This is a genomic window from Exiguobacterium sp. s64 (assembly GCF_018618035.1).
Taxonomy (GTDB): domain Bacteria; phylum Bacillota; class Bacilli; order Exiguobacteriales; family Exiguobacteriaceae; genus Exiguobacterium; species Exiguobacterium mexicanum_A.
The window spans coordinates 142,442-163,607 of the sequence record NZ_JACSLH010000004.1 but is presented as its reverse complement, the minus strand read 5'-3'; the positions used below and the strand labels follow the sequence as shown (position 1 = coordinate 163,607).

Annotated in this window: 24 protein-coding genes; 7 read left to right on the top strand and 17 right to left on the bottom strand. The window is 55.6% G+C overall.

Annotated elements, in window-relative coordinates:
* Window positions 1–74 precede the first annotated feature (74 nt).
* From KNP64_RS08355 to KNP64_RS08340, 4 genes are read right to left on the bottom strand one after another with little or no spacing between them, the layout of a single operon-like run.
* A complete protein-coding gene (locus KNP64_RS08355) occupies window positions 75–326 on the bottom strand; it encodes a flagellar biosynthesis anti-sigma factor FlgM (protein WP_034778628.1) in 252 nt (83 codons plus the stop codon).
* Window positions 327–350: 24 nt separating this feature from the next.
* Window positions 351–695 carry a flagellar protein gene (locus tag KNP64_RS08350; protein WP_052090149.1) on the bottom strand — a complete coding sequence of 115 codons (345 nt, stop codon included), beginning with the start codon at window positions 693–695 and terminating at the stop codon, window positions 351–353.
* Between the two features lie 58 nt (window positions 696–753).
* On the bottom strand, window positions 754–1,422 hold the full coding sequence (locus KNP64_RS08345) for a ComFC family protein (protein ID WP_214792747.1): 669 nt from the start codon (window positions 1,420–1,422) through the stop codon (window positions 754–756).
* On the bottom strand, window positions 1,419–2,576 hold the full coding sequence (locus KNP64_RS08340) for a helicase-related protein (RefSeq protein WP_214792744.1): 1,158 nt from the start codon (window positions 2,574–2,576) through the stop codon (window positions 1,419–1,421). The genes KNP64_RS08345 and KNP64_RS08340 overlap by 4 nt, the downstream gene beginning before the upstream one ends.
* A gap of 182 nt (window positions 2,577–2,758) precedes the next feature.
* Between KNP64_RS08340 and KNP64_RS08335 the strand changes: the two genes are divergently transcribed.
* Window positions 2,759–3,112 carry a hypothetical protein gene (locus KNP64_RS08335; protein ID WP_214792741.1) on the top strand — a complete coding sequence of 118 codons (354 nt, stop codon included), beginning with the start codon at window positions 2,759–2,761 and terminating at the stop codon, window positions 3,110–3,112.
* Window positions 3,113–3,164: 52 nt separating this feature from the next.
* Here KNP64_RS08335 and treC read toward each other — a convergent pair whose 3' ends face one another.
* The 6 genes from treC to KNP64_RS14985 all read right to left on the bottom strand — a co-directional run bounded on the left by treC (window position 3,165) and on the right by KNP64_RS14985 (window position 10,080).
* Entirely contained in the window at window positions 3,165–4,802 is a 1,638-nt protein-coding gene (gene treC / locus KNP64_RS08330) for an alpha,alpha-phosphotrehalase (RefSeq protein WP_214792738.1), read from the bottom strand.
* Window positions 4,803–4,885: 83 nt separating this feature from the next.
* Window positions 4,886–6,334: a PTS system trehalose-specific EIIBC component gene (treP, locus tag KNP64_RS08325; RefSeq protein ID WP_214792735.1), complete on the bottom strand. Its 1,449-nt coding sequence runs from the start codon at window positions 6,332–6,334 to the stop codon at window positions 4,886–4,888.
* Window positions 6,335–6,537: 203 nt separating this feature from the next.
* The gene (treR, locus tag KNP64_RS08320; RefSeq protein WP_251126381.1) at window positions 6,538–7,203 is read right to left on the bottom strand and encodes a trehalose operon repressor; all 666 of its coding nucleotides are present in this window, start codon (window positions 7,201–7,203) and stop codon (window positions 6,538–6,540) included.
* A 91-nt stretch (window positions 7,204–7,294) separates the two neighbouring features.
* Window positions 7,295–8,143 carry a DegV family protein gene (locus KNP64_RS08315; RefSeq protein WP_214792730.1) on the bottom strand — a complete coding sequence of 283 codons (849 nt, stop codon included), beginning with the start codon at window positions 8,141–8,143 and terminating at the stop codon, window positions 7,295–7,297.
* A gap of 94 nt (window positions 8,144–8,237) precedes the next feature.
* Window positions 8,238–8,930 (bottom strand): response regulator transcription factor, encoded by a 693-nt coding sequence (locus tag KNP64_RS08310; RefSeq protein ID WP_034778646.1) that lies wholly within the window; start codon window positions 8,928–8,930, stop codon window positions 8,238–8,240.
* A gap of 25 nt (window positions 8,931–8,955) precedes the next feature.
* Window positions 8,956–10,080, bottom strand: coding sequence for a sensor histidine kinase (locus tag KNP64_RS14985; protein WP_214792727.1), 1,125 nt, complete (start codon window positions 10,078–10,080; stop codon window positions 8,956–8,958).
* A 174-nt stretch (window positions 10,081–10,254) separates the two neighbouring features.
* On the opposite strand from KNP64_RS14985, the gene KNP64_RS08300 reads away from it, so the two are divergent.
* Window positions 10,255–10,896: a YigZ family protein gene (locus tag KNP64_RS08300; protein WP_214792724.1), complete on the top strand. Its 642-nt coding sequence runs from the start codon at window positions 10,255–10,257 to the stop codon at window positions 10,894–10,896.
* Window positions 10,897–10,937: 41 nt separating this feature from the next.
* The gene (locus KNP64_RS08295; RefSeq protein ID WP_214792721.1) at window positions 10,938–11,960 is read left to right on the top strand and encodes an LCP family protein; all 1,023 of its coding nucleotides are present in this window, start codon (window positions 10,938–10,940) and stop codon (window positions 11,958–11,960) included.
* Window positions 11,961–12,012: 52 nt separating this feature from the next.
* On the opposite strand, the gene KNP64_RS08290 is transcribed toward KNP64_RS08295, so the two are convergent.
* The 5 genes from KNP64_RS08290 to KNP64_RS08270 form a co-directional block, all read right to left on the bottom strand.
* The gene (locus KNP64_RS08290; protein ID WP_214792718.1) at window positions 12,013–13,065 is read right to left on the bottom strand and encodes a glycosyltransferase family 4 protein; all 1,053 of its coding nucleotides are present in this window, start codon (window positions 13,063–13,065) and stop codon (window positions 12,013–12,015) included.
* A gap of 126 nt (window positions 13,066–13,191) precedes the next feature.
* Window positions 13,192–13,605, bottom strand: coding sequence for a Rok-like winged helix domain-containing protein (locus KNP64_RS08285; RefSeq protein WP_034778654.1), 414 nt, complete (start codon window positions 13,603–13,605; stop codon window positions 13,192–13,194).
* Between the two features lie 218 nt (window positions 13,606–13,823).
* Window positions 13,824–14,489, bottom strand: a complete 666-nt coding sequence (gene pgmB, locus KNP64_RS08280; RefSeq protein WP_138859026.1) for a beta-phosphoglucomutase — start codon at window positions 14,487–14,489, stop codon at window positions 13,824–13,826.
* Window positions 14,490–14,689: 200 nt separating this feature from the next.
* Entirely contained in the window at window positions 14,690–15,025 is a 336-nt protein-coding gene (locus tag KNP64_RS08275; protein WP_034778659.1) for an Asp23/Gls24 family envelope stress response protein, read from the bottom strand.
* A 73-nt stretch (window positions 15,026–15,098) separates the two neighbouring features.
* A complete protein-coding gene (locus KNP64_RS08270; RefSeq protein ID WP_138859025.1) occupies window positions 15,099–16,154 on the bottom strand; it encodes an acyltransferase family protein in 1,056 nt (351 codons plus the stop codon).
* 279 nt (window positions 16,155–16,433) lie between these two features.
* On the opposite strand from KNP64_RS08270, the gene KNP64_RS08265 reads away from it, so the two are divergent.
* The gene (locus KNP64_RS08265; protein ID WP_034778666.1) at window positions 16,434–16,922 is read left to right on the top strand and encodes a hypothetical protein; all 489 of its coding nucleotides are present in this window, start codon (window positions 16,434–16,436) and stop codon (window positions 16,920–16,922) included.
* Here KNP64_RS08265 and KNP64_RS08260 read toward each other — a convergent pair.
* Together KNP64_RS08260 and KNP64_RS08255 are read right to left on the bottom strand one after the other, a co-directional pair.
* The gene (locus KNP64_RS08260) at window positions 16,919–17,518 is read right to left on the bottom strand and encodes an alpha/beta hydrolase (protein WP_214763407.1); all 600 of its coding nucleotides are present in this window, start codon (window positions 17,516–17,518) and stop codon (window positions 16,919–16,921) included. The genes KNP64_RS08265 and KNP64_RS08260 overlap by 4 nt on opposite strands.
* The gene (locus KNP64_RS08255; RefSeq protein ID WP_214792715.1) at window positions 17,515–18,459 is read right to left on the bottom strand and encodes a VOC family protein; all 945 of its coding nucleotides are present in this window, start codon (window positions 18,457–18,459) and stop codon (window positions 17,515–17,517) included. Before KNP64_RS08255 ends, KNP64_RS08260 begins: the two co-directional genes overlap by 4 nt.
* 115 nt (window positions 18,460–18,574) lie before the next feature.
* Between KNP64_RS08255 and KNP64_RS08250 the strand changes: the two genes are divergently transcribed.
* From KNP64_RS08250 to KNP64_RS08240, 3 genes are all read left to right on the top strand, one after another.
* Entirely contained in the window at window positions 18,575–19,465 is an 891-nt protein-coding gene (locus KNP64_RS08250) for an ABC transporter ATP-binding protein (RefSeq protein ID WP_214792712.1), read from the top strand.
* Window positions 19,455–20,648 (top strand): ABC transporter permease, encoded by a 1,194-nt coding sequence (locus KNP64_RS08245; protein WP_021066530.1) that lies wholly within the window; start codon window positions 19,455–19,457, stop codon window positions 20,646–20,648. Before KNP64_RS08250 ends, KNP64_RS08245 begins: the two co-directional genes overlap by 11 nt.
* Window positions 20,649–20,711: 63 nt before the next feature.
* The gene (locus tag KNP64_RS08240; RefSeq protein WP_214711662.1) at window positions 20,712–21,137 is read left to right on the top strand and encodes a hypothetical protein; all 426 of its coding nucleotides are present in this window, start codon (window positions 20,712–20,714) and stop codon (window positions 21,135–21,137) included.
* Window positions 21,138–21,166: the final 29 nt, after the last annotated feature.

Genomic DNA, 21,166 nt, shown 5'->3' with positions numbered 1-21,166 from the left:
AAGGGTGTCCCTTGTTTAGTCAGCTTCCGTGCCATCATATTTATGCGAAGGTCTCCCTCGGACCTCGCTTTCATTCATCCTTGTAGAAAGCGTTTGGCGATTTCGCGCGCGTCCCGTGAATACGTCCCGGCGTTGATTTCCGCCTTCAAGGCGTTAATCTTCTCCAGGCGCTCCGGATGTTTCACCGGTTCTTCAAACCGGGCGCGGGCTTCGGCCGATATCGATAGTTGGTCCGTTTGGCGTGTCAGCTCGGGCTTCGTCTCAGGTTGCGTTTTCTTCTCATAAGTGTTCGGTAAGTGTACCCACTTTGCAGAATCGATGCGCATACGTGTCCCCCCTCTTCTCAGTTGTTAGTCCAAACGATAAGCGCGAACGCTTTGTTTCGTGACGGTGGCTTGTAGCCCTTTCAGTTCTTGCTGCATGTCGGTCTGACAGTCCGCGCATACCTTTCCTTGGTTCGTCGGATTGCCGCAGCGCACGCAGGCGATGTTCAGGGACGGGTTGTCCTTGATGATCAAGCGTCCTTCATGGATATATCGCGTGATATCAAGTTCGGAGACGCCTGTCGCTTCGACAAGGGCCCCAATCGTCGTCTGTTTGTTGGCGGGTTCGCGGATGAAGTCCCGGACTTTCAAGAAGTTTTGGAAATCGACTTCCGCGCAGGATGGGCAGTAAGGCGAGCGGCTTTGTTTCATGAACAGCCGTCCGCATGTTTGACAAGTTGTTGCTTCCACAGTCATTCACCTCTGCCCTTTATATCGGACGCATTTTTGATTTGTTTAGCGTCCGGAACAGGCAAACGGCAGAAACTTGTTCCGCCCCGGCCCGGCGCAAGGTGAGCGCCGCTTGATGCAACGTCGTCCCGGTCGTGTAGACGTCATCGACGAGGACAATTTTGCCACAGCGCGGTAACAGCTGTACAGTGAACGGGTTCGCACGGTGCCGCCTTTCTTCTTTCCCAAGTTCGCGCTGACTTGAAACCTCGGCTTTCACGAGCGTCCGTTCCATCGGTCCGATCAATCGGGCGAGCACCTCGGCCTGATTGAAACGCCGCGTCCGTAACCGCTCCTCGCTGAGCGGGATCGGCACGTAGACGACGTCCGGTTCTCGCAGCTGCCTTAGTACCGGGCGCATCTGATTGGCCAGGACGACGTCACCGCCGAACTTGTAGCGGTGGAGCCAGTTCACACCCGCCTCGTCATATAGGTAGAGCGAGCGCACGGTCAAATCGAGACCGAGGGCAAGCCACCGGACGCAATCGTCGCATGTCGCCCCGTCCTCGGTCGGATGGCCGCAGCGCGGGCAGCCCGAGATGATCGGGGTCAATCTCCCCTCGCAGTCCGGGCAGACCCAGTCCCGTTTTAAGAGCGTCGCCGGGCTCCACGGAATAGCGAACGGTTTTCGGCAGACGAGACAGTTCATCGCAGGTTCGCCTCCTCGATCTCGCGGATGGCCCGGTCTTGCCGGAACGTGCGCTCGTGGTAGAAGAAGACGACGTCCCCGGTCGGCGCGGTCGGTTTCCGACCGGCCCGACCCGCCATCTGGACGAGGGCACGGGACGAGAACAAGGCGTGGCTGCTGTCGAGGACGGCGACGTTGACCCCGGTCACGGTCATGCCCCGCTCCCAAATCGACGTCGCGAGCACGATGCCGTTCGTCTCCTCGAGCCATTCGAGCGTATCCGTCCGCTCATTGGTATCTGCCGAGACGGCCTGGTAGCCGAACCCGTTCGCCGCGAGCAGTTCCCCATAACGGACGAGGTCCGGCTTCGTCGGGACGAACAACAGGCGCGGCGTCGACTCATGACGCTGACAGAAGTCGAGGATGGCCTGCCCCGTCTCACGCATGAGTCGCGGCACCGGCAAGTCGTGGCCGTGATAGCGACGCGATAGCTGCACGGTCGGGAACTGGCGCTGCCAGACGGTCGGCGTCGCCGTCACGAACAAGAATAGGCCTTTCCCGGCTCGGCGGAGCGTCCACCAAAGTGCCAAATCGAAGGCGAACGGAAAGGCATCAGACTCATCGACGAGAACGTAATCGAACACATATCGTAAGTTCACGAGCAGCGGCGCCGTCGCGACAGTGATCATCCCAATCGTGTCCTTGTCCCCGCCCCCGTAGCGCCGGGTGACCGGGACGGAGAAGGCGGCCTCGAGCCGGTCGACCCATTCGATGGCGACGTCACGGCGCGGCGAGACGATGAGGACACGCTTCCCTTCATTGACGACGCGCGCGATGACCGGGAATGTCATCTCCGTCTTCCCTGCCCCGCAGACGGCATGGACGAGCCCGCTCGTCCGAGATTCCCACCAGGTGAGCAACTGCCGGCTGATGTGTTGCTGGTCGGTCGACAGCTCGAACGGCATGACGAGTTCCGTCGGTTCGACCGGTGTCGTGATGTCTTCTTCCCCGAGACGGTCGCACTGACAGACACGGCCGAGATGGAGGCAATTCCGGCAATAGCGGCACGCACCGTGGTGGCACGTGAACGAGCGGGTGTCCGCGCTCAGACAGCGTTGACAGATGCCGAAGCGGATGGCGGGCGTGCCGGTCGGAGCGATGATGAGTTGTCCCAATACAATCAGTCCTTTTTGAATGAGGATATCATGTGAGAAGCCGTCGGACATGAGGCGTTGTCAGCATGTAGCGGCACCATTCCCGTACGGAACCTGAGCCAATTGCGACTTACGACCGAGGCGAACGGTGCAACATCTCTTTTATACTAAGCGTAGTCCAATAATTGGAAAGCAGGTGTCCGATGCACAAACGACCGCTTCATAACGTCTTGACCGTACTTGGAATGATAGCCGTGTTCTGTCTCGGTTGGTGGGTGTGGTATGTGCTGAACGGCAGTGAGGCGGCCGAACAACGAGCCGTCCGAGCAGCCGAAACGTATGTCGACAAGACGTATCCCGAGATGGAACTCGTCGTGACCGACGTGACGTACTTATCCCTGTACGATGCGAAGTATTACGTCTTGTTCGCGTCCCCGTCCCATGTCGAAGCTGAGTTGTGGGTGCGCGTCACTCGAGCCGGAGACGTCGTGGACGACAATATCGGGGATGTCGCGAACGTCTCACGGTCATTGGACCGACGCGACGCCTTCGACTAACACCTATAATCAAAAAACTCGCCAGACGATTTCGTCTGGCGAGTTTTTCTCGTTATGCGTTCCGTTTGTAGAACATGATCGCCTCATACGCCCGGAGCGACAACGTCGTCCCGTCGAGCTGCGGCACGTCATAGTTGTGGCTGACGACCTCGGCCTGCGAGAAACCTGCCGGGATCTCATACGTCGTCTCAGGGCCGTAGAAGTTGGCGACGACGAGCACTTCCTCGTCTTCCGTCTTCCGCGTGTACGCCCAGACATCGAGCGCGTCCGGTGTCAGGAGCGTATAGTCCCCGTCCGTCAACACGTCGAACTCTTTGCGGAGCGAGATCAAGTTCTTGTAGTGGTAGAACACCGAGTTCGGGTCGTCGAGCGCCGTCTCGACGTTGACGTCCGGATAGTTCGGCGCCACGTTGATCCACGGCGTCCCGCTCGTGAAGCCGGCGTGCGGCGTCGCGTCCCACTGCATCGGCGTCCGCGAGTTGTCGCGCGACTTCTGTTTGATGGCGGCCATCATGTCCTCGTGCGACACGCCCTGTTCGCGTTTCAAGTTATAGGCGTTGAGCGTCTCGATGTCACGATACTCGTCGAGCGAGTCGAAGCCTGGGTTCGTCATGCCGATCTCCTCGCCTTGATAGATGTACGGTGTCCCTTGGAGGCCATGGAGCACGGTCGCGAGCATCTTCGCGCTCTCGACGCGATGGTCGGTGTCGTTGCCGAACCGGCTGACGACGCGCGGCTGGTCATGGTTGCACCAGAAGATAGCGTTCCAGCCCTTGCCGTGCATCCCTTCCTGCCACGTCGACATGATGTCTTTCAGTTGGATGAAGTCGAACGGGGCGGCGACGAACTTCTCGCCGTTCGGATAGTCGACTTTCAAGTGATGGAAGCTGAACGTCATGCTGAGCTCGCGCTCGTCCGGGCTCGAGTAGCGGACGCAGTGGTCGAGCGTCGTCGATGACATCTCGCCGACCGTGATGACGTCGTGGCCGTCGAACACCTCGCGGTTCATCTCTTTCAAATATTCATGGATGCGCGGCCCGTCCGTATAGAACTTGCGGCCGTCCGAGTCGTCTTCCGGGAAGTCCTGCTGCTTCGAGATCAAGTTGATGACGTCGAGGCGGAACCCTTTGATGCCTTTGTCACGCCAAAAGCGCATCATTTCATAGACGTCCTCGCGCATCTGCTCGTTCTCCCAGTTGAGGTCGGCCTGGGTCACGTCGAACAAGTGGAGATAATATTGGCCGCTCTTCTCATCATACTTCCAGGCGTTGCCGCCGAACTTCGACTCCCAGTTCGTCGGCTCGTCGCGCCAGATGTAATAGTCGCGGTAGCGCTCGTCGCCGGCGAGCGACTTTTGGAACCACTCATGCTCGGTCGACGAGTGGTTGACGACGATGTCCATCATGAGCCCGATGCCACGCGCCTCGGCCTCACGGACGAGCTCATCGAGGTCATCCATCGTCCCGTACGACGGGTCAATCGCGTAATAGTCGCTGACGTCATAGCCGTTGTCGTTTTGTGGTGACTTGTACACCGGCGTCATCCAAATGTATTCGATGCCGAGCTCGGCCAAATAGTCGAGCTTGGCCGTCACGCCTTTGATCGAGCCGGTGGCATTGCCTTCCGGGCTATAGAAGCTTTTCGGATAAATTTGATAGACGACAGATTTGCGCCAGTTTGATGGTGTCATAGGTGTAGTCTCCTTTTGTAAGAGTTTTCATTTGTACAGGAAAAGGGGAAGAACCTCCGTCCCTCCCCTTGTCAGTCATCTTCTTATGCGACTTTGTTTTTCTCGATTTCGCCTTTTTTCATGTAACGTTTCGACAGAGCGATCGTCAACACGAACGGTATGACGAGGGCGATGACCATCCCGACGATGAAGATAAGAATCTTATCGGTGAAGATTGACAGGAATCCAGGAAGACCCCCGACCCCGACAGCGAACGCTTGGACGTCGTTCAACGTGATGAACACCGCCGCGACGGCCGACCCGATCATCGCCGAGTAGAATGGGAACTTGTTTGGTAAGTTCACCCCGAACATGGCCGGCTCGGTAATCCCGAAGAATGCCGAGATCGATGACGTTGAAGCCATACTCTTTTGTTTGGCGTCATGTTTGAACACGAGGAACATCGCGAGTGCGGCTGCACCTTGGGCGATGTTCGACAAGGCGAGCATTGGCCAGAGGAACGTCCCGTTCGTTTCCGCGATGAGCTGCAAGTCAATCGCGAGGAACAAGTGGTGCATCCCCGTGACGACGAGCGGTGCGTAGAGCAGACCGAACAGGAGTGCCCCGACGACCGGTACCGCTTCGAACACGTTGACAATTCCTGTTGCGATCACGTTACCGAGGCCACGTGTGAGCGGTCCGACGATCGCGAGCGCGAGGAAACCGGTGATGACGATCGTCGTAATCGGCACGACGAGCAATTGAATCGCGTTCGGGACGTGTTTTTTCAAAAACATCTCAATATGGCTCAAAATAAAGGCCGCGGCCAAAATCGGAAGAATCTGACCTTGGTAGCCAACTTTCTCAATCTCGAACAAGCCGAGGATATTGAACGTCGGAACGTCGCCTTCAAGCGCCGCCTGCCCATAACCCCATGCATTCAAGAGATCCGGGTGGACGAGCAAGAGACCCATGACGATCCCGAGCACTTCGCTGCCGCCGAACCGTTTCGTCGCCGACCAACCGACGAGCGCCGGGAGGAAGACGAACGCCGTGTTCGCCATCATGTTGATCAGGTCCCAAAGTCCTTGCAGGTTCGGGTACGCCTCGATCAGCGTCGCATCATCGACGAACAGCCCTTCCGACGCGAGCAAGTTGTTGATCCCCATCAATAGACCGGCGACGATGATGGCCGGGATGATCGGCATGAACACGTCCGAGAACACTTTGACGAGTTTCTGGAGCGGGTTCATCTTCTTGCCGCCCGACGATTTGACCTCGGCGACCGTCGCCGCTTCAAGCCCAGCGAGTTTGATGAACTCGGCGTAGACACGCTCGACGTCCCCGGCCCCGATGACGACTTGATACACACCCGAGTTTTCGAATGCGCCTTTGACGAGATCGGCTTCTTTCACTTTCGCTTCATTGACGAGCGACTGGTCTTTCAACGAAAGACGGAGCCGCGTGACACAGTGTGCCGCTTTGTCGACGTTATCCTTGCCCCCGATGGCTTCAAGGATATCCGCGGCGATTTGACGGTAATCTGCCTTCATATTGTAGGCCTCCTTTGTTTGAAAGCGTTTGTTGAAAACGGTTACTTATGAGTACAAACAAACTTTAACTTATGTAGACGAGTTCTGTCAACAACTTATCTATATAAGTTATGCGTGACAAATTCGTGACAGGCGTTCACTATTTTTGTTCCCTCTCCCCTCGATTCAAAACGAAAAAAAAGACCCCTTCGAAAGAAGGGGCGCTAGCGGCGAGCCACGTCACTGAACTGAAACTTGTCGAGCCGGTGCCGGGACTCGGTATACTCGAACTGTCTGCCCTCATAGAGGAACGTGTCGTTCGTGATGACGATGACGTACTCGTAATCGTGGAGGTCGAGCCGCATCCGGTCGAGCTCGGTCACATCCTCGGCCGCGATCTTCCGCTTGGCGTAACTGATCTGGAGCCCGAGCTCATGCTCGACGTACTCATAGATCGAGCGGGCGGCGATCTCTTCCGTCAGCCCAGGAACGAGGTCTTTGACGAAATAGTTCACGTCTAGGATGACGTCCTCCCCGTCGAAGTTTCGGACCCGTTCGATCCGGTACATCTGCGTCCCCGGCTCCAGGTTCATCCGGTCGGCGAGCCAAGTCGGCGCCTCGATGTCCTCGAACGAGGCGACCGACGTCTGGATCGAGCGGCCGAGCAAGGAAGCGTACACTTCCGAGAAGCTGACGATGCCGTTGAATTGGAATTCGATTTGGTCGCGCCGGAGCACGAAGACGCCTTTCCCGTGATGCTTCCGGACGTACCCGTGCTCTTGGAGCAGGTCGAGCGCTTTCCGGACCGTGCCTCGGCTCGCCTCATACTCATGCATGAGCTCGGTCTCGGATGGCAGCTTCGACTCCGCCGCATATTCCCCGGTCTTCATCCGCTCGGCGAGGCGCTCATAGATTTGACGATATTTGGCCACAGGCTCACTCCTCTCTATCGAAAAAGACGACCGGATGGCCGTCTTTTATTTACCACTCGCGGCGATACCACGTGATGCCGATCGCACCAGGTCCAAGGTGTGTCCCGATGACCGGTCCGAAATGACCGCCCGTGACATGGGCCTGTGGGAATTTCTGTTTCATCGATGCGATCTCCTCGGCCTGACGGTCCGGGCAGTTGGCGTGGATGATGCCGATACAGTAGCCTGCACCGTCGCCCTCGATCGATTGTTCCATCATCTCTTCGATGCGGCGGACCGCCTTCTTGTACGTCCGAATCTTTTCGAACGGGACGATCAACCGGTCTTGGAAATGCAACACCGGCTTGATTTGAAGGAACGATCCGACGAGCGCCTGTGCCGCGCTGAGTCGCCCGCCTCGTTGGAGATGAGCGAGGTCATCGACGACAAAGTACGCGCGAATCAACTCGCGCATCTTTTCAAGCTGAGCCATGATCTCCTGTGCCGACGCGCCTGCGTCACGCAGATGAATCGCTTCTTCGACGAGGAACGCTTGAGGCATACATGAGATCTCCGAATCGAACGCGTGGACGTTGACGTCGACCATACCGTTCAAGGCGATCATCGACTGGTACGTGCCGCTGATTCCGCTCGAGAGGGTGATCGCGATCACATCCGTCACCTCGTCCGGCAAACGTTCAATCAATTCGATCGTTTCCCCGATGCTCGGTTGGGAAGTCGTCGGCAAGTTCCCTGCCTCGATCCGGTCATAAAACGCCTCGGTCGTGATATCGACGGCTTCGCGGAACGACTCCCCGTCAAAAATCACGCTGAGCGGTGCGACGTGGACGTCGTGGCGCTCACAAAATTCGGCCGGCAAATAGGCGGTACTGTCGGTCAAAATGGCTATGTTTCCCATGCTATATCCTCACTTTACATCGTTTCATTTTCCAATTGAATGTGGATTCCATTCCATATTGTAGCATAAAAACGATATATTGCATCGGAAGAGGTCAAATCTCAACCCATCCGCGACGGATGGCGTCGACGACGGCTTGTGTCCGGTCGTTCACTTCCATCTTGCGGAGCACCGACGAGACGTGGTTCTTGACCGTCTTCTCGCTGATGAACAACATGTCGCTGATGTCGCGGTTCGAACGACCTTCGGCGAGCAGGTGCAACACTTCGACTTCACGGCGCGACAACAATTGGTAGACCGGATCGTCCGTGCGGTTCTCGACGTTACGGCCGGCCTGTTCGCCTTTGAATTGGAGCAGACGACGGTATTCCTTCAAGACGTTCGTCGTCACTTTCGGGTGCAGGTACGCCCCGTCTTTCGCGACCGAACGGACCGCCGAGATGAGCTCGGTCGAAGCCACTTCTTTGAGCAGGAAGCCCGATGCGCCCGCTTCGAGCGCGTGCGTGATGTACGACTCGTCGTCGTGGATCGACAGGATGAGGACACGCGTCTCCGGTGACAGCACCGACAACTGTTTCGTCGCCTCAATCCCGTTCAATTCAGGCATGTTGATATCGAGAATCAAGATTTCCGGCTTGTGGTCCGCGGCGATGCGAATCGCCTCCGTCCCGGTCCGTCCTTCGGCGACGACCGTGAACTCGTCCTCTAAATCAAAAATCCGTTTCAAGCCTTCTCGAAACAGCTCATGGTCATCCACAATCGCGATGCGTGTTTGTAATTGTTCCATCTGGATACTCCCCCTTGTTCTTGTCTTACGTGATCGGAATCGACATGCGGACGACCGTCCCTTTGCCGACTTCCGAATCAATGGTCATGCTTCCGTTCACAAGCTCGATCCGTTCTCGCATTCCAACGATCCCGAACGACTCTTCGCCAATCGAACTCGGCACGAATCCGACCCCATGGTCCCGTACATGAATATGTATCGCGTCGTGCGCTTGCTCGACGTTGACGATGATCTCCGCCGTCTTCGAATGTTTGATCGCGTTTTGGACGGCCTCTTGGACGAGCCGGAACACGTTGATCTCCAGTTTTTCAGGCAATCTGGCCCGAGACCCCCGGTAGTTGAGCCGTGTCTTGATGGTCGTATATTCCTCGGTCTGGTGGAGGTATCGTTCGAGCGTCGGCAAGAAGCCGAGGTCGTCAAGTGACATCGGACGAAGGTCGTAGATGAGCCGCCGGACGTCGACGAGTGCGCCGCGGATGAGGCGTTTCAGCTCGTGCAGTTCGGCGAACGCCTCGTCTTTCCCGCGCTTGTCGAACGTCTTCTCGATCAAATCGGCTCGAATCAAGATGTGAGCAAGCGATTGCGCCGGTCCGTCGTGCATCTCACGGGCGAGGTGGCGCCGTTCCCGTTCGGCCGCCTCGAAGACGCTGATCGCCATCTCTTGTTTCTTCATCATGTCCGAGTACTCTTGTTGCAGGTCGTCCCGAAGGAAGTTCAGCACGACGGAGACACGGCTGACGAGTTTGTCGGCCCGTTCGATCGTGTCCTCGAGGACGAGCAGGCGGCGTTCGAGGTCGTTGCGACGCTGTTGGCCGGCCATCTCTTCTTTTTGGATGAGAAAGCGCTCGAGCTGCATTTGATTGGCGCGTTCGTACGCCTCTCGAATCTCTTGCTCGCTATGTATATGAAACTTCTTGCTCACTTGGACGAGTTTGTTCTTCGCCGCTTTCACGAGCAGGTCGAGTCGTTCCGACTCCTCGATATAAAACTCGATCTTTTGCGTCAACTCTTTCAGTTCGTTTTGAATCAACGAATACTCGTTGGCCGAACTCTCGGTAATCCGGACGATCTCCTCTTTACTTTCCGTCACCGTATCAATCATATTTGTTATGATATGTTCTAAAGCTGTACGATCGGTAATATGATTCACGATGCCATCCCCTAATAATTCGGTAGTAAGTCTTCATCTATTCCTATTATCGACTGCGGAACGTTCGTTTACAGTAAAAAATGGAGGCTCTCCTTCCCATTCGCCGCACCAGGCGTTGACGCCTACTTGAATTTTAAAAAAAATATTCAAAAATAGAAAGGAGAATTTTCAGAAATGTCTACTGAACAAAATTATACTATAAAACAAGACGGAGAATACGAGGTCGTCATTCAAAAGTCAAAATTTATCGCCCACTTCAAACGGGTCACCTCTGAAGCAGAGGCGCAGGCGTTCATCCAAGCCATCAAGAAAGCGCATTGGAGCGCCACTCACAACTGTTCGGCCTATATCATCGGCGAGCGGAACGAGTTCCAAAAAGCGAACGATGACGGCGAGCCGAGCGGGACGGCCGGGCTGCCGATGCTCGAGGTGCTCCGGAAACGCGAGTTGAAAGACACGGTCGCCGTCGTCACCCGCTACTTCGGCGGCATCAAGCTCGGTGGCGGCGGACTGATCCGCGCATACGGCGGCACGGTGAGCGAAGGTCTCGACGCGATCGGCATCGTCGAGCGCATCCCGATGCAACGCTTGACGCTCACGGTCGATTACGGCTGGATTGGCAAGGTCGAGAACGAACTGCGGCAATCATCGTACCTCCTCGACGACATCGTCTACGCGGACACCGTCACGTTCCACATCTCGGTGCCGGTCGAAGAGACCGAGGCCGCGATGGCATGGCTCGTCGATTTGACGAACGGACAAGGGGGACTCGAGACCCAGGACCAACGCATCATCGAACGTGATTTTGTGCGGTAGGTCACGTATACTAAAGGAAACGAATGAAATGAGGAGACGACATGGAACAAGACTCCCGCAAGAAACGCCCCGTGTGGAAGATCGTCCTGCTCGTGCTCGGCCTCATCCTGTTGATTGGCGGGTCGGCCTTCGGCTACTTCGTCTTTAAGGCGAACGAGACGGCGGAGAACACGAACAGCGAGCTGACACGAGGTGACAAGTCGGACCGTCGGGAAGAGGCGGTCGACCTGACGAAAGATCACTTCTCCGTCCTACTCGCCGGCGTCGATGGCGGCGCCTCGCTCGAGGAAGGACGGACCGACTCGCTCATGGTGGCGACGTTCAACAAGGAATCGCGCCAAGTGACGCTCGTCAGCATCCCGCGCGACTCATACGTCGACATCGTGACGACGGACGGCGAGTTCAAAGACAAGATCAATCACGCCTACGCCTACGGCGGCATCGACACGACGATCGCGACGGTCGAGAAGCTGTTCGACATCCCGATCGACTACTACGCGACGATCAACTTTGACGGCATCGAGGATCTCGTCGATGCAGTCGGCGGCGTCGAGGTCGATGTGCTCGTCCCGATCTCGGGCCGGGCGACCGGTAACGTCGAGCTCGAACCCGGCGTCCAAATGTTAGATGGAAAAGAAGCACTCGCCTACGCGCGCATGCGCAAGGACGACCCTGAAGGGGACGTCGGACGGGCGAAACGTCAACAGCAGGTGCTCGAGGCCATCATCAACGAGGCGACGACGATCAATTCGTTCACGAAGCTCAACCGGATCATGAATGCGGTCGGCGATAACATCCGAACGAATATGTCCTTGTCCGAGGCGTCACAGCTGCAGCCGTATACGAAGTCGCTCCGCTCGTTCAACCAAGAGACGCTCGCAGGCGGTGACTTGACGCTCGGCGGTGTGTATTACTACGAACTCGACCCGGCCGATTTGAGCGAGAAACGCACGCTCTTGAAGAGCGAGCTCGGCCTGCCGGTGACGGCGGAAGACAGTGACAACGGAACCGGCGACGGCTTGAATGAAACGGAAGAAGGTTTCAGCGAGACGACGACGTACTGATACCAAAAAACGACCGGGGACGCGTGTCCCCGGTCGTTTTCATATGGTCACATCAGGCCTTCGGCCGGCCGAGCAGGCGTCGTGATGTCTGGATGATCGGCTTATAGTTCGGATGAATCAACTCGGTCGATTCGACGATCAGCTCGATGACGATGAGCACGATGACGAACGTGATGACCGCCCCGAGCATCGTCGTCTTGGCGAACAGAATCGAGGCGATACCGAAGAAGAATGTCATCCCGTACATGAGCAGAACGGCCTGCCGTGTCGTGAAGCCCATGTCGATCAACTGGTGATGCATGTGCGACTTATCAGGCGACATCGGCGGACGGCCTTGCACGAGCCGGCGGACGATCGCGAAGATCGTGTCCGAGATCGGCAGTCCGAGCAAGAGCACCGGTACGACGAGCGAGAACAACGTCACGTTCTTGAAGCCGATGAGCGAGAACACGGCGAGCATATAACCGAGGAAGAGCGCCCCGGTGTCTCCCATGAAGATCTTCGCTGGATAGAAGTTATGGACGAGAAAGCCGAGCGTGCTCGCCAGGAGCAACAAGGCCATCATCGTCAAATAGACGTTGCCTTGGATGATGGCGAGCAGGGAAATCGTCCCGAGGGCGATGCTTGAGACGCCCGCGGCGAGCCCGTCGAGCCCATCGATCAAGTTGATCGCGTTCGTGATCCCAATCAGCCAGAGCACCGTCACCGGGATGCTCCATGAACCGAGATAGAGCTGCTGGTCGAACGGGAGGTTAATCAATTCGATGCGCATACCGGCGTTCAAGACGATGACCGTCGCGATCATCTGCCCCATCAGCTTGACGCGGGCCGTCAACTGGAACCGGTCATCGATGAAGCCGGTCAAGATGATGACGACCGCCCCGATCAAGATGGCATCGTTATATCGACTCGTCGGCAGCAACAAGGCGTAGCCGATGAAAAAAGCGATGAAGATGGCGAGGCCGCCGATCCGTGGCATCGTTTGTAAATGTACTTTTCGGGCGTTCGGGTGATCGACCGCTCCGATCAGAAAAGCAAACCGGCGAACGAGCGGCGTGATCAAGATGGCCATCACAAAACTGACCAACATGGCAATCCATAGCATGGGCCAACGTTCCTCTCTCATAAAAAAATAGACTCTGGCGAATTATAGCATATTTCCCTTGAGGCGAGACGTATCAGAAATGTTACAACGAAAAAATCCCGACGAGGTCGTCTCGTCGGGTCACGTTCAGGCGTGGGCCGGATGCGTCGTCACTTCATCCGTGGCCTCGTATGTATACAAGCCGCGGCCAATCTTTTTGATGTCAGGATTGACCGATTCGATTTTCACCATCAATTGGTAAATATTGCTAATGTGATGCCGATAGCGCAATTCGAGCTCCATTTGGATGTCCCGCACGCTCATCGTCTTCCGTTCTTTCAACAGGTCTGTTACCTGATGGACATAGACCTCGAGCGGATAACGTTGATTGACGCGACGCGGGCGCAGTCGTTTCGCCGGATCGAGGAGTGATTCCTCTTCGCGCTTGTTTCGGTTCAACTCTGAAATCAAGTATTCCGCCCGGCGTTGCAACTGACGATATGACTCTTCGATCTCCATCAGTTCCCGATAGATATTCTCATTGACGTCCGTAGATTCCATGCACAAGTCCTCCTCTACACTTAATTGATGTTCCCCATTACCCAATTTCATCAATTATTGCCAGTTATTACTTATTCCCAATTAAAAGTGTAACGGTTTTGTAATGTGCTTGTCATCTGTTTTTAGGCACTTTTATCTATTTAGGCCTTTTGACCCAACACAAAAAAGATGACGACTGTTCGGGGCAGTCGTCATCTCACGGAAGATGATCGTAGTCTTTACGCGCCGACGCGTTCGAGGATGCGTGCGAGCGAGAGTTCGTCGGTCGAAGCGACGATGAGGTCTGCATGACCAAGCATCGATTCTTCCCCGACGGCGACAGCAAACATGTTTGCCGCTTTGATTGCAGTCACGCCTGCGGCTGCGTCTTCAACACCGATGGCATGTTCGGGTTTCACGCCAAGGGCAGAGGCAGCCTTCAAAAACACTTCGGGATGTGGTTTCGATTCGGCGACAGTTGCTGCATCGACAATGTGATCGAAGTAATGACGGACACCAAGTGCGTCTACGACCGCGAATGCGTTTTTAGAAGCCGAGGCCATTCCGATTTTGAGACCAGCCTCTTTGATTTCATCGAGGAATGAAATGATGCCCGGCAACAAATCGTCTGAAGAGATGTGTTGAATGAGTTCAACGTAATGCTCGTTCTTCTTCTGTGCGAGTTCCGCTTTTTCATCCGGTGTGAAATCGTCCTGTCTCCCACCGAGCGCGAGGATGCGCTCGAGCGAGTCTGTCCGACTCACGCCTTTTAACGTCTCATTGAACTCGCGGTCAAACGGAATATCGAGCTCTTCTCCGAGTTGTTTCCAAGCGAGGTAATGGTACTCCGCGGTGTCAGTGATGACACCGTCCAAATCAAAAATGACTGCTTCAATCGTCGACATACATGCTTTCCGCCTTTCCTTCTAATGTTTCTGTCGTCAGACTACATTAAGGGAACTTGACAAGTACCCGTTGCACGATTGGTCATTGATGCAAACGGTTGCACTTGTTCGATTTCTATTATAAATGAAAAAGCCATCATCATGCAACCGCTTTCGCAAAAAAATAAAAAAGCAGGAGAAGCATTCGCCTCTCCCACTGCTTACAACTGGATGCCGACGACTTTCACGTTGACCGATAGCGGTGTCATCGCGAGCATCGTATCCATGTCTTGCGTGATGCGTTCTTGTACGGCTGTCACCGTCTTGACGATCGATTGACCGTAAGCGATGTAGAGCGACAAGTTGATCGTGACGCCTTCTGACGATTCGTCGACTTTGACGTGCTTCATGAGCGCACGCTCCGACAGTTTCGTATCTTCTTGCGTGAACGACACGTGTTTCGTCTCTTTGACCGCGACTGCGGCGATCATTTCGACGACGTGACGTGAGACGTTGACGTCTCCTTCTGTGCTATGCATTCCATTTTCGTATGGCATGGTGTCACTTCCTTAACTCTAGTTTCGCTTCCCTTTATAAAGTGTAGCGGAAAACGTCCGTTTAGAAAAGGGTTTACGGTTTTGCATCTTTCACATCTTGGGCACGGCGGACGTCGATCTCGACGAGCGGCTTCAATAGCTTGACGACCGGCGGGCTGATGATCAATAGGACAATCAAGAAGGCGACACCGAACAAGACGAGCAATTGGAGCCATGACGTCGGCATGAACCCAGCCGGCACGAACGCCTTCCAGGCGACGACGAGGAAGACGTGCACCAAATAAATGTAGAGACTGTACTTTCCGGCCCGAGTGATGACCGGTAGCTCGCGCCCCGGGATGATGAGTGCGAAACTGATCGCCATGAGAATCGATACCGTATAGACGATCAAGAAGGCGAACGGCCCGCTCCAAATCGCCTCCGGCACCGCCGTCTCATAGGCGAACCGGAACTTGAACAAGTTGCCGATATGATAGAACGCGCTCTCGTTCTGAAGACTCATCGAGGCGAGCAGCCCGAGCGTGAGCGCCGTGAAGACGGCAAATCCGCCGATCCGATACCGGTTCCGTTGCTCGGCCCGCTTCGGCAGTTCGAAGAAGTTCATCGTGTTCCGCGCGCTCATCCAGTTCCCGATCAAGAAGAACGGATAGAACATGATGACTTTCCGCAGGGCGAAGAAGCCGGTCGATTCAGCTTGGAAGCCGAACAAGAGCGCGAATAGGAGCGCGTACAGCACGTATCCTTTCAACTGGGTCACATACGGGGTGATGACGTACCAGATGATGATCGCCATCAAGTACCAGAGCGCCCAATACGGCTTCAATAGAATCAGTCCCGGGTTCTCGAGCGACAAGAGCGGGATGCCCTCGGTGAAGGCAAACCATGAGCCGAGGATTACTTGCCAGATGACGTAGACGACGAACAGCTGGATGACGCGCAAATAGCGGTTCTCCCGGAAGAAGTAACCGCTCAGCATAATGAATAACGGCATATGGAACGTGTATAAGAATAAATAGACCCATTTCGGCAAGATGTCGTCGTAAGCACCGCGCACGTCCGTCAACAAGTGACCGAACACGACGAGCAAGACGAGCACGCCTTTAATATTATCGTACCAATGATTTCGCATGTCTTTCCCTCTAGTTCTCTGTTAGTTTTCTGATTGTACTCTCTTTTTTTGCCTCATTCATCATAGCCGATTTTTTGAACGGGTGAAATTACGTTTCCACAAAAAAATGATGACGTCACTGTCATCATTCCCCGGATTTGCCCTTCGCAAGCCGAAACGTCAAGAAATCTTCATCCGACAGCATGTTTCAAGCGTATTCAAATAGACGAGAGTGGGTACAGTATAGTATAGTAGTCTTACCAAATAATCAGAATATTCTAATAAAAGGAGGTGTGGAGAATGGCTTCCGTCATTCGTAACCGTCACCACATGGTACATGACCCGAAACGTTCATTCTCTAACTTCGGATTTTGGTGGTTCACCGGCGCCTTTTCCGTCGGACTGCTCATCGTCGCCTTCGAACCGATCCGGGAACGATTCACTGCCATCCATCCGATTCTGTCCGTGCTGTCCTTTGTGTTCCTTTCGTTCTTCATCGGCGTCGCCATGAAACTCGCGCGTGACGTCTGGTGGCTCAACTACCTGCTCGAACGCACATCGAACCGATACATGTACATCGGGGCCGACACGCTCCGTAGCTGGCAGTACACGCTCGACTCCATCTGGTTATTGACCCGCACGTCACAAAAAAAGCTCGGCCGATTGTATATCCAAATCGACCGAACTGTCCGTTCTGAAGAGGCGAAGCGTCTGTTCGCCGCCTATTTGATTGATCGTGGTGTGCTTGTCGTCTACTCGAGACCATCGAAACCGAAGAAGATGGCTTAACCGAGATACGGCGCCAGCCAGGTCTGTGCTGCCTCGACTTCTTCCATACGCAGCTCGTGCCCGCCTTCGTGATAGAAGAGTTCAACGTCCGCTCCGGCACTTCGGAGCGTCGATGTGAGCTCTTCTGTTTCTGTTTTCGGGCAAATCGGGTCACGCTCCCCGGCCGAGATGAACACGTTCGCCCCCGTAAGGTCTGGCAACGTGAGTGAACGGTCGGGCACCATCGGGTGGAACAAAAGGGATGCGTGGAACGCATTCTTCCGGTAAAGCGCCGATCCGATCAAGTTGGCCCCGTTCGAATAGCCGAGCGGGATCATCTGGTCGCGGTCGATGCCATATTCCGCCGCCGCATCATCCAAGAACGTCAAGAACCGTTCCGTCTGCTGCTTCAAGTCCTCGAGGTCAAGGACCCCTTCCGCGTGACGGCGGAAGAAGCGAGACATGCCGTTCTCGAGCACGTCCCCGCGGAGCGTCAAAATGTTCGCCTCGGGAGCGAGTCTTCGTGCGAGCGGAATCAAGTCCTGCTCCGTCCCCCCTGTGCCGTGCAATAAAACGAGTGTCGTCTCGGTCGTGCCTTGAATGAATTGATGTATCATGTCATATCTCCTCTCGGGATTGTAATCGTCGGTAACGTACGGGTGATCGCGTCACGGTCTTGTTCGAACCAGGCCGGGAGCTTGAGCGTCGAGCCGAGGCCCTCCAAACTCTCATCAATCAAAAAGCCGGGCGCATCGGTCGCCAGTTCATGAAGAATTCGGCCAGCGTCATGGAAGTAGACCGAGCGGAAGTAATGGCGCTCTTTCACTTCGGTCGGACGGAGCCCGAGCTCGAAGATGGCGTCTTGCCACGTCGTGTAGTCTTCCCCGTCGCCAATACGCCACGCGATATGATGGACCGTCCCCGAACCGGGCACCCCGTTCGGCAGGATGGTCTTTTTCACGTCGATGACGTTGCCGTAGTCGGCTGAGGCGTGTAGGCGAATCCATTCTGAATCTTCCCCTACCGTCTCAAAGCCAAACAGTCCCGTCAACAAGCGGACCGTCGCCTCAGGGTCTTTCGACAACAGCGTCGCTCCGGCAAAACCGGTGATTGCTTCAGCTGATGTTACGCCCGGCACGACCCAACTCGTCTGTTTCGAACTCGCCCGGGCGACGAGCTCGACGACGAGTCCGTCCGGGTCTTCAAACAAGAGCGACGGCTCACCGAACCGTTCGGTCGCGACCGTGCCGACGCCATGGTCGTTCAATCGTTTCTCCCAGAACAAGAGACTGCCTTCTGGGACGAGGTAAGCCGTGACCCCGACTTGTCCGCTGCCGACGCTGCCTTTGCCGATCCCTGGAATCGGGAAGAACGTGATGACCGTCCCCGGTGACCCTTGCTCGTCCCCAAAGTAGAAATGGTACGTGCCCGGGTCATCGAAGTTGACCGTCTGTTTGACGAACCGGAGTCCGAGGACATTCCCGTAAAAGTCTAATGTGCGTTGTGGGTCTTTCACCATCGCCGAAATGTGATGGATACCCGCTGATTGCTTCGTCATCTCATGTCCTCCTTTTATTATCTTGATTTCAAGATAAATCATTTTCGAAGAAATGTGAAACTTTTTGCTCAATATGGCGTACGCTAATAGTAGACACCTATAAGGAGGTACATATATGACGTTACAAATCGATCGTGTGTCAAAACAGTTCGGCGAATTCACGGCTGTCGACGACTTGAGCTTCCACGTCCCGAAAGGCGAGATGTTTGGCCTGCTCGGGGCGAACGGGGCTGGCAAGACGACGACGTTCCGCATGATTCTCGACATCCTAAAACCGAGTGACGGGACGATCCTCTGGGACGGCCGAAAAGTCGACCACCGCATCGTCGGCTATCTGCCGGAAGAACGGGGCCTCTATCCGAAGTCACCCGTCCGGGACCAGCTCGTCTTTTTAGCAAGCTTGAAAGGAATGCGCCAAGCCGAGGCGAAACGGGCGGTCAAGTCATGGCTCGAACGACTCGAAATCCCGCAGTATGAGACGATGCGCGTCGAACAACTGTCCAAAGGGAACCAGCAGAAGATTCAACTCGTGGCCGCCCTGCTCCACAACCCGGAGCTGCTCATCCTCGATGAACCGTTCAGCGGGCTCGACCCGGTCAACGTCGAGATCTTGAAACGTGAAGTGCTCGCCCTCCGCGACGCCGGGACGACGATCGTCTTCTCGAGCCACCGGATGGAGCACGTCGAGGAGCTGTGCCAACACATCGGCATCTTGAAAGGCGGCCGCGCGGTCGTCAGCGGCGACGTTCCGACGATCAAGGAACGTTACGCTGAACCGGTGCTCTTTATCGAGACGGACCGACCTGACGTGCTCCAAGCCCTCCCGGTCGTCCGGGCGGTCGAACCACATAAGGATGGCCACTTCGTCCGGCTCGACTCGTTCGACGACAGCGATGCGGTGCTCGGTGCCCTCGTCTCGAACGGTGCCGCCGTCAAGACGTTCATGCGCCAACCCGTCTCATTAAACGACATCTTCATCAAGGAGGTCGGCCAACATGTTTCATAACTTCGGACCACTTTACTCGTTCACGTTACGCTCGAAACTGCGCTCGAAGGCGTTCCTCATCTCGACGTTGTTGACGATCCTGTTCATCTTCGGTTTCACGAACATCGACCGATTGCTCGCGAATTTCGAGGACACAGACCAGGCGCAAGCCATCCTCGTCACCGACAATAATGAACTGACGACGCTCATGCAGTCGCTCGGTTATGAGGACATCGAATCGTCCGCGATTTCCGAGTCCGAAGCGCGCGCTGGGCTCGACAATGGGGATTATGAGATTGTCGCCTTCATCGAGGGCGATTCGGCCCGCGTTTTATCGGAACGGCCGGAACCGGATTTCACGACGGTGTTACAGACGGCGCTACGCGAAGTCCGGAACGCCGAACTGATTGAGGCGTCGAACATCGATCCGACCGTCCTCGCAGCGTTGAATGAGCCTGTCACGGTCGAGGAATCGTACCTCGGCCGCGGCGGAGAGAACTCGGACGAGCTGTTCTCGTCGTTCGCCTTCGTCTACGTCATGCTCATGTTGCTCTACGTCTCAATCATCACGTACGGCTCGATGATTTCGACCGAGGTCACGACCGAGAAGTCGTCACGCGTCATGGAGCTAATTATCTCGACGACGCATCCGGTGACGCACATGCTCGCCAAAATCTCGGCCATCGGGACGCTCGCGTTGCTTCAAATCGCGATTTTCCTCGGCTTCGGGTACTTCAGCGCCCGCAGCAACGAGATGGCCCAGTCGGTCATCGATAACGCCGGCAACGTCCGGGCCGTCGTCTATCTGTTGACGTTCTTCACGCTCGGCTACCTGCTCTATGCGGCCATGTTCGCCGTGCTCGGCTCACTCGTCAGCCGGGTCGAAGAATCGCAACAGATGACGATGCCGGTCATCATGCTGCTTGTCGCCGGGTTCCTCGCCGCCATGTTCGGCTTGAACAACCCGGAAGCACCGATCGTCACGATTTTGTCGTACGTACCCTTCTTCACGCCGATGCTCATGTTCCTTCGTGTCATGCTCGTCGATGTGCCGGTATGGGAAGTAGCGTTGTCGATTGGCATCATGATTGCCACGATCGGTGTGATTTTGTGGGTCGGCTCGAAATTTTATCGCGGCGGCGTCCTATTCTACGGCAACAACGCGATTAAACAATGGCGACAAATATTACAGAATCGACAATAACGTTTACAGCATTTTCGTTTTCGTATACTCTAAAGAATGTGCAAAATGAGGAGGAAACGAACAATGCGATCACGATTACTCGCAGCTTTAATCTTTACTTTCATGACGACGCTCACGACGTTCATCTGTTATACCGTCTTCTTGGACGCCGATGCGCTGTGGCAAATCTTGCTCGCATATGCGGGAAGCACGTTCCTCGGGACGCTCGCTTTTTGGTATCCGGTCAGCCGGCGTCCAGAGACGTCGCGGTTCGGCGGCGCGTGGATCGGCATCTTGATCACGACGACGACGCTCATCGGATTCACCGTGATCCGCTTCACCGTTCGCGGTGACGCCGCGTCCTTACTCGACTGGCAGACGATGCTCGCGAGCCTCGCCTATACGTTCGGTTACGTCGGTTGGGTGCTCACGATCCTCAACATCGTGCTCGGCTTCCTACTTGCCGGGACACGACCGAAAGTAAGATATGACGCACGTTCTGTGCGCTGAACGACAGAACGGCCACCCAAATGGGCGGC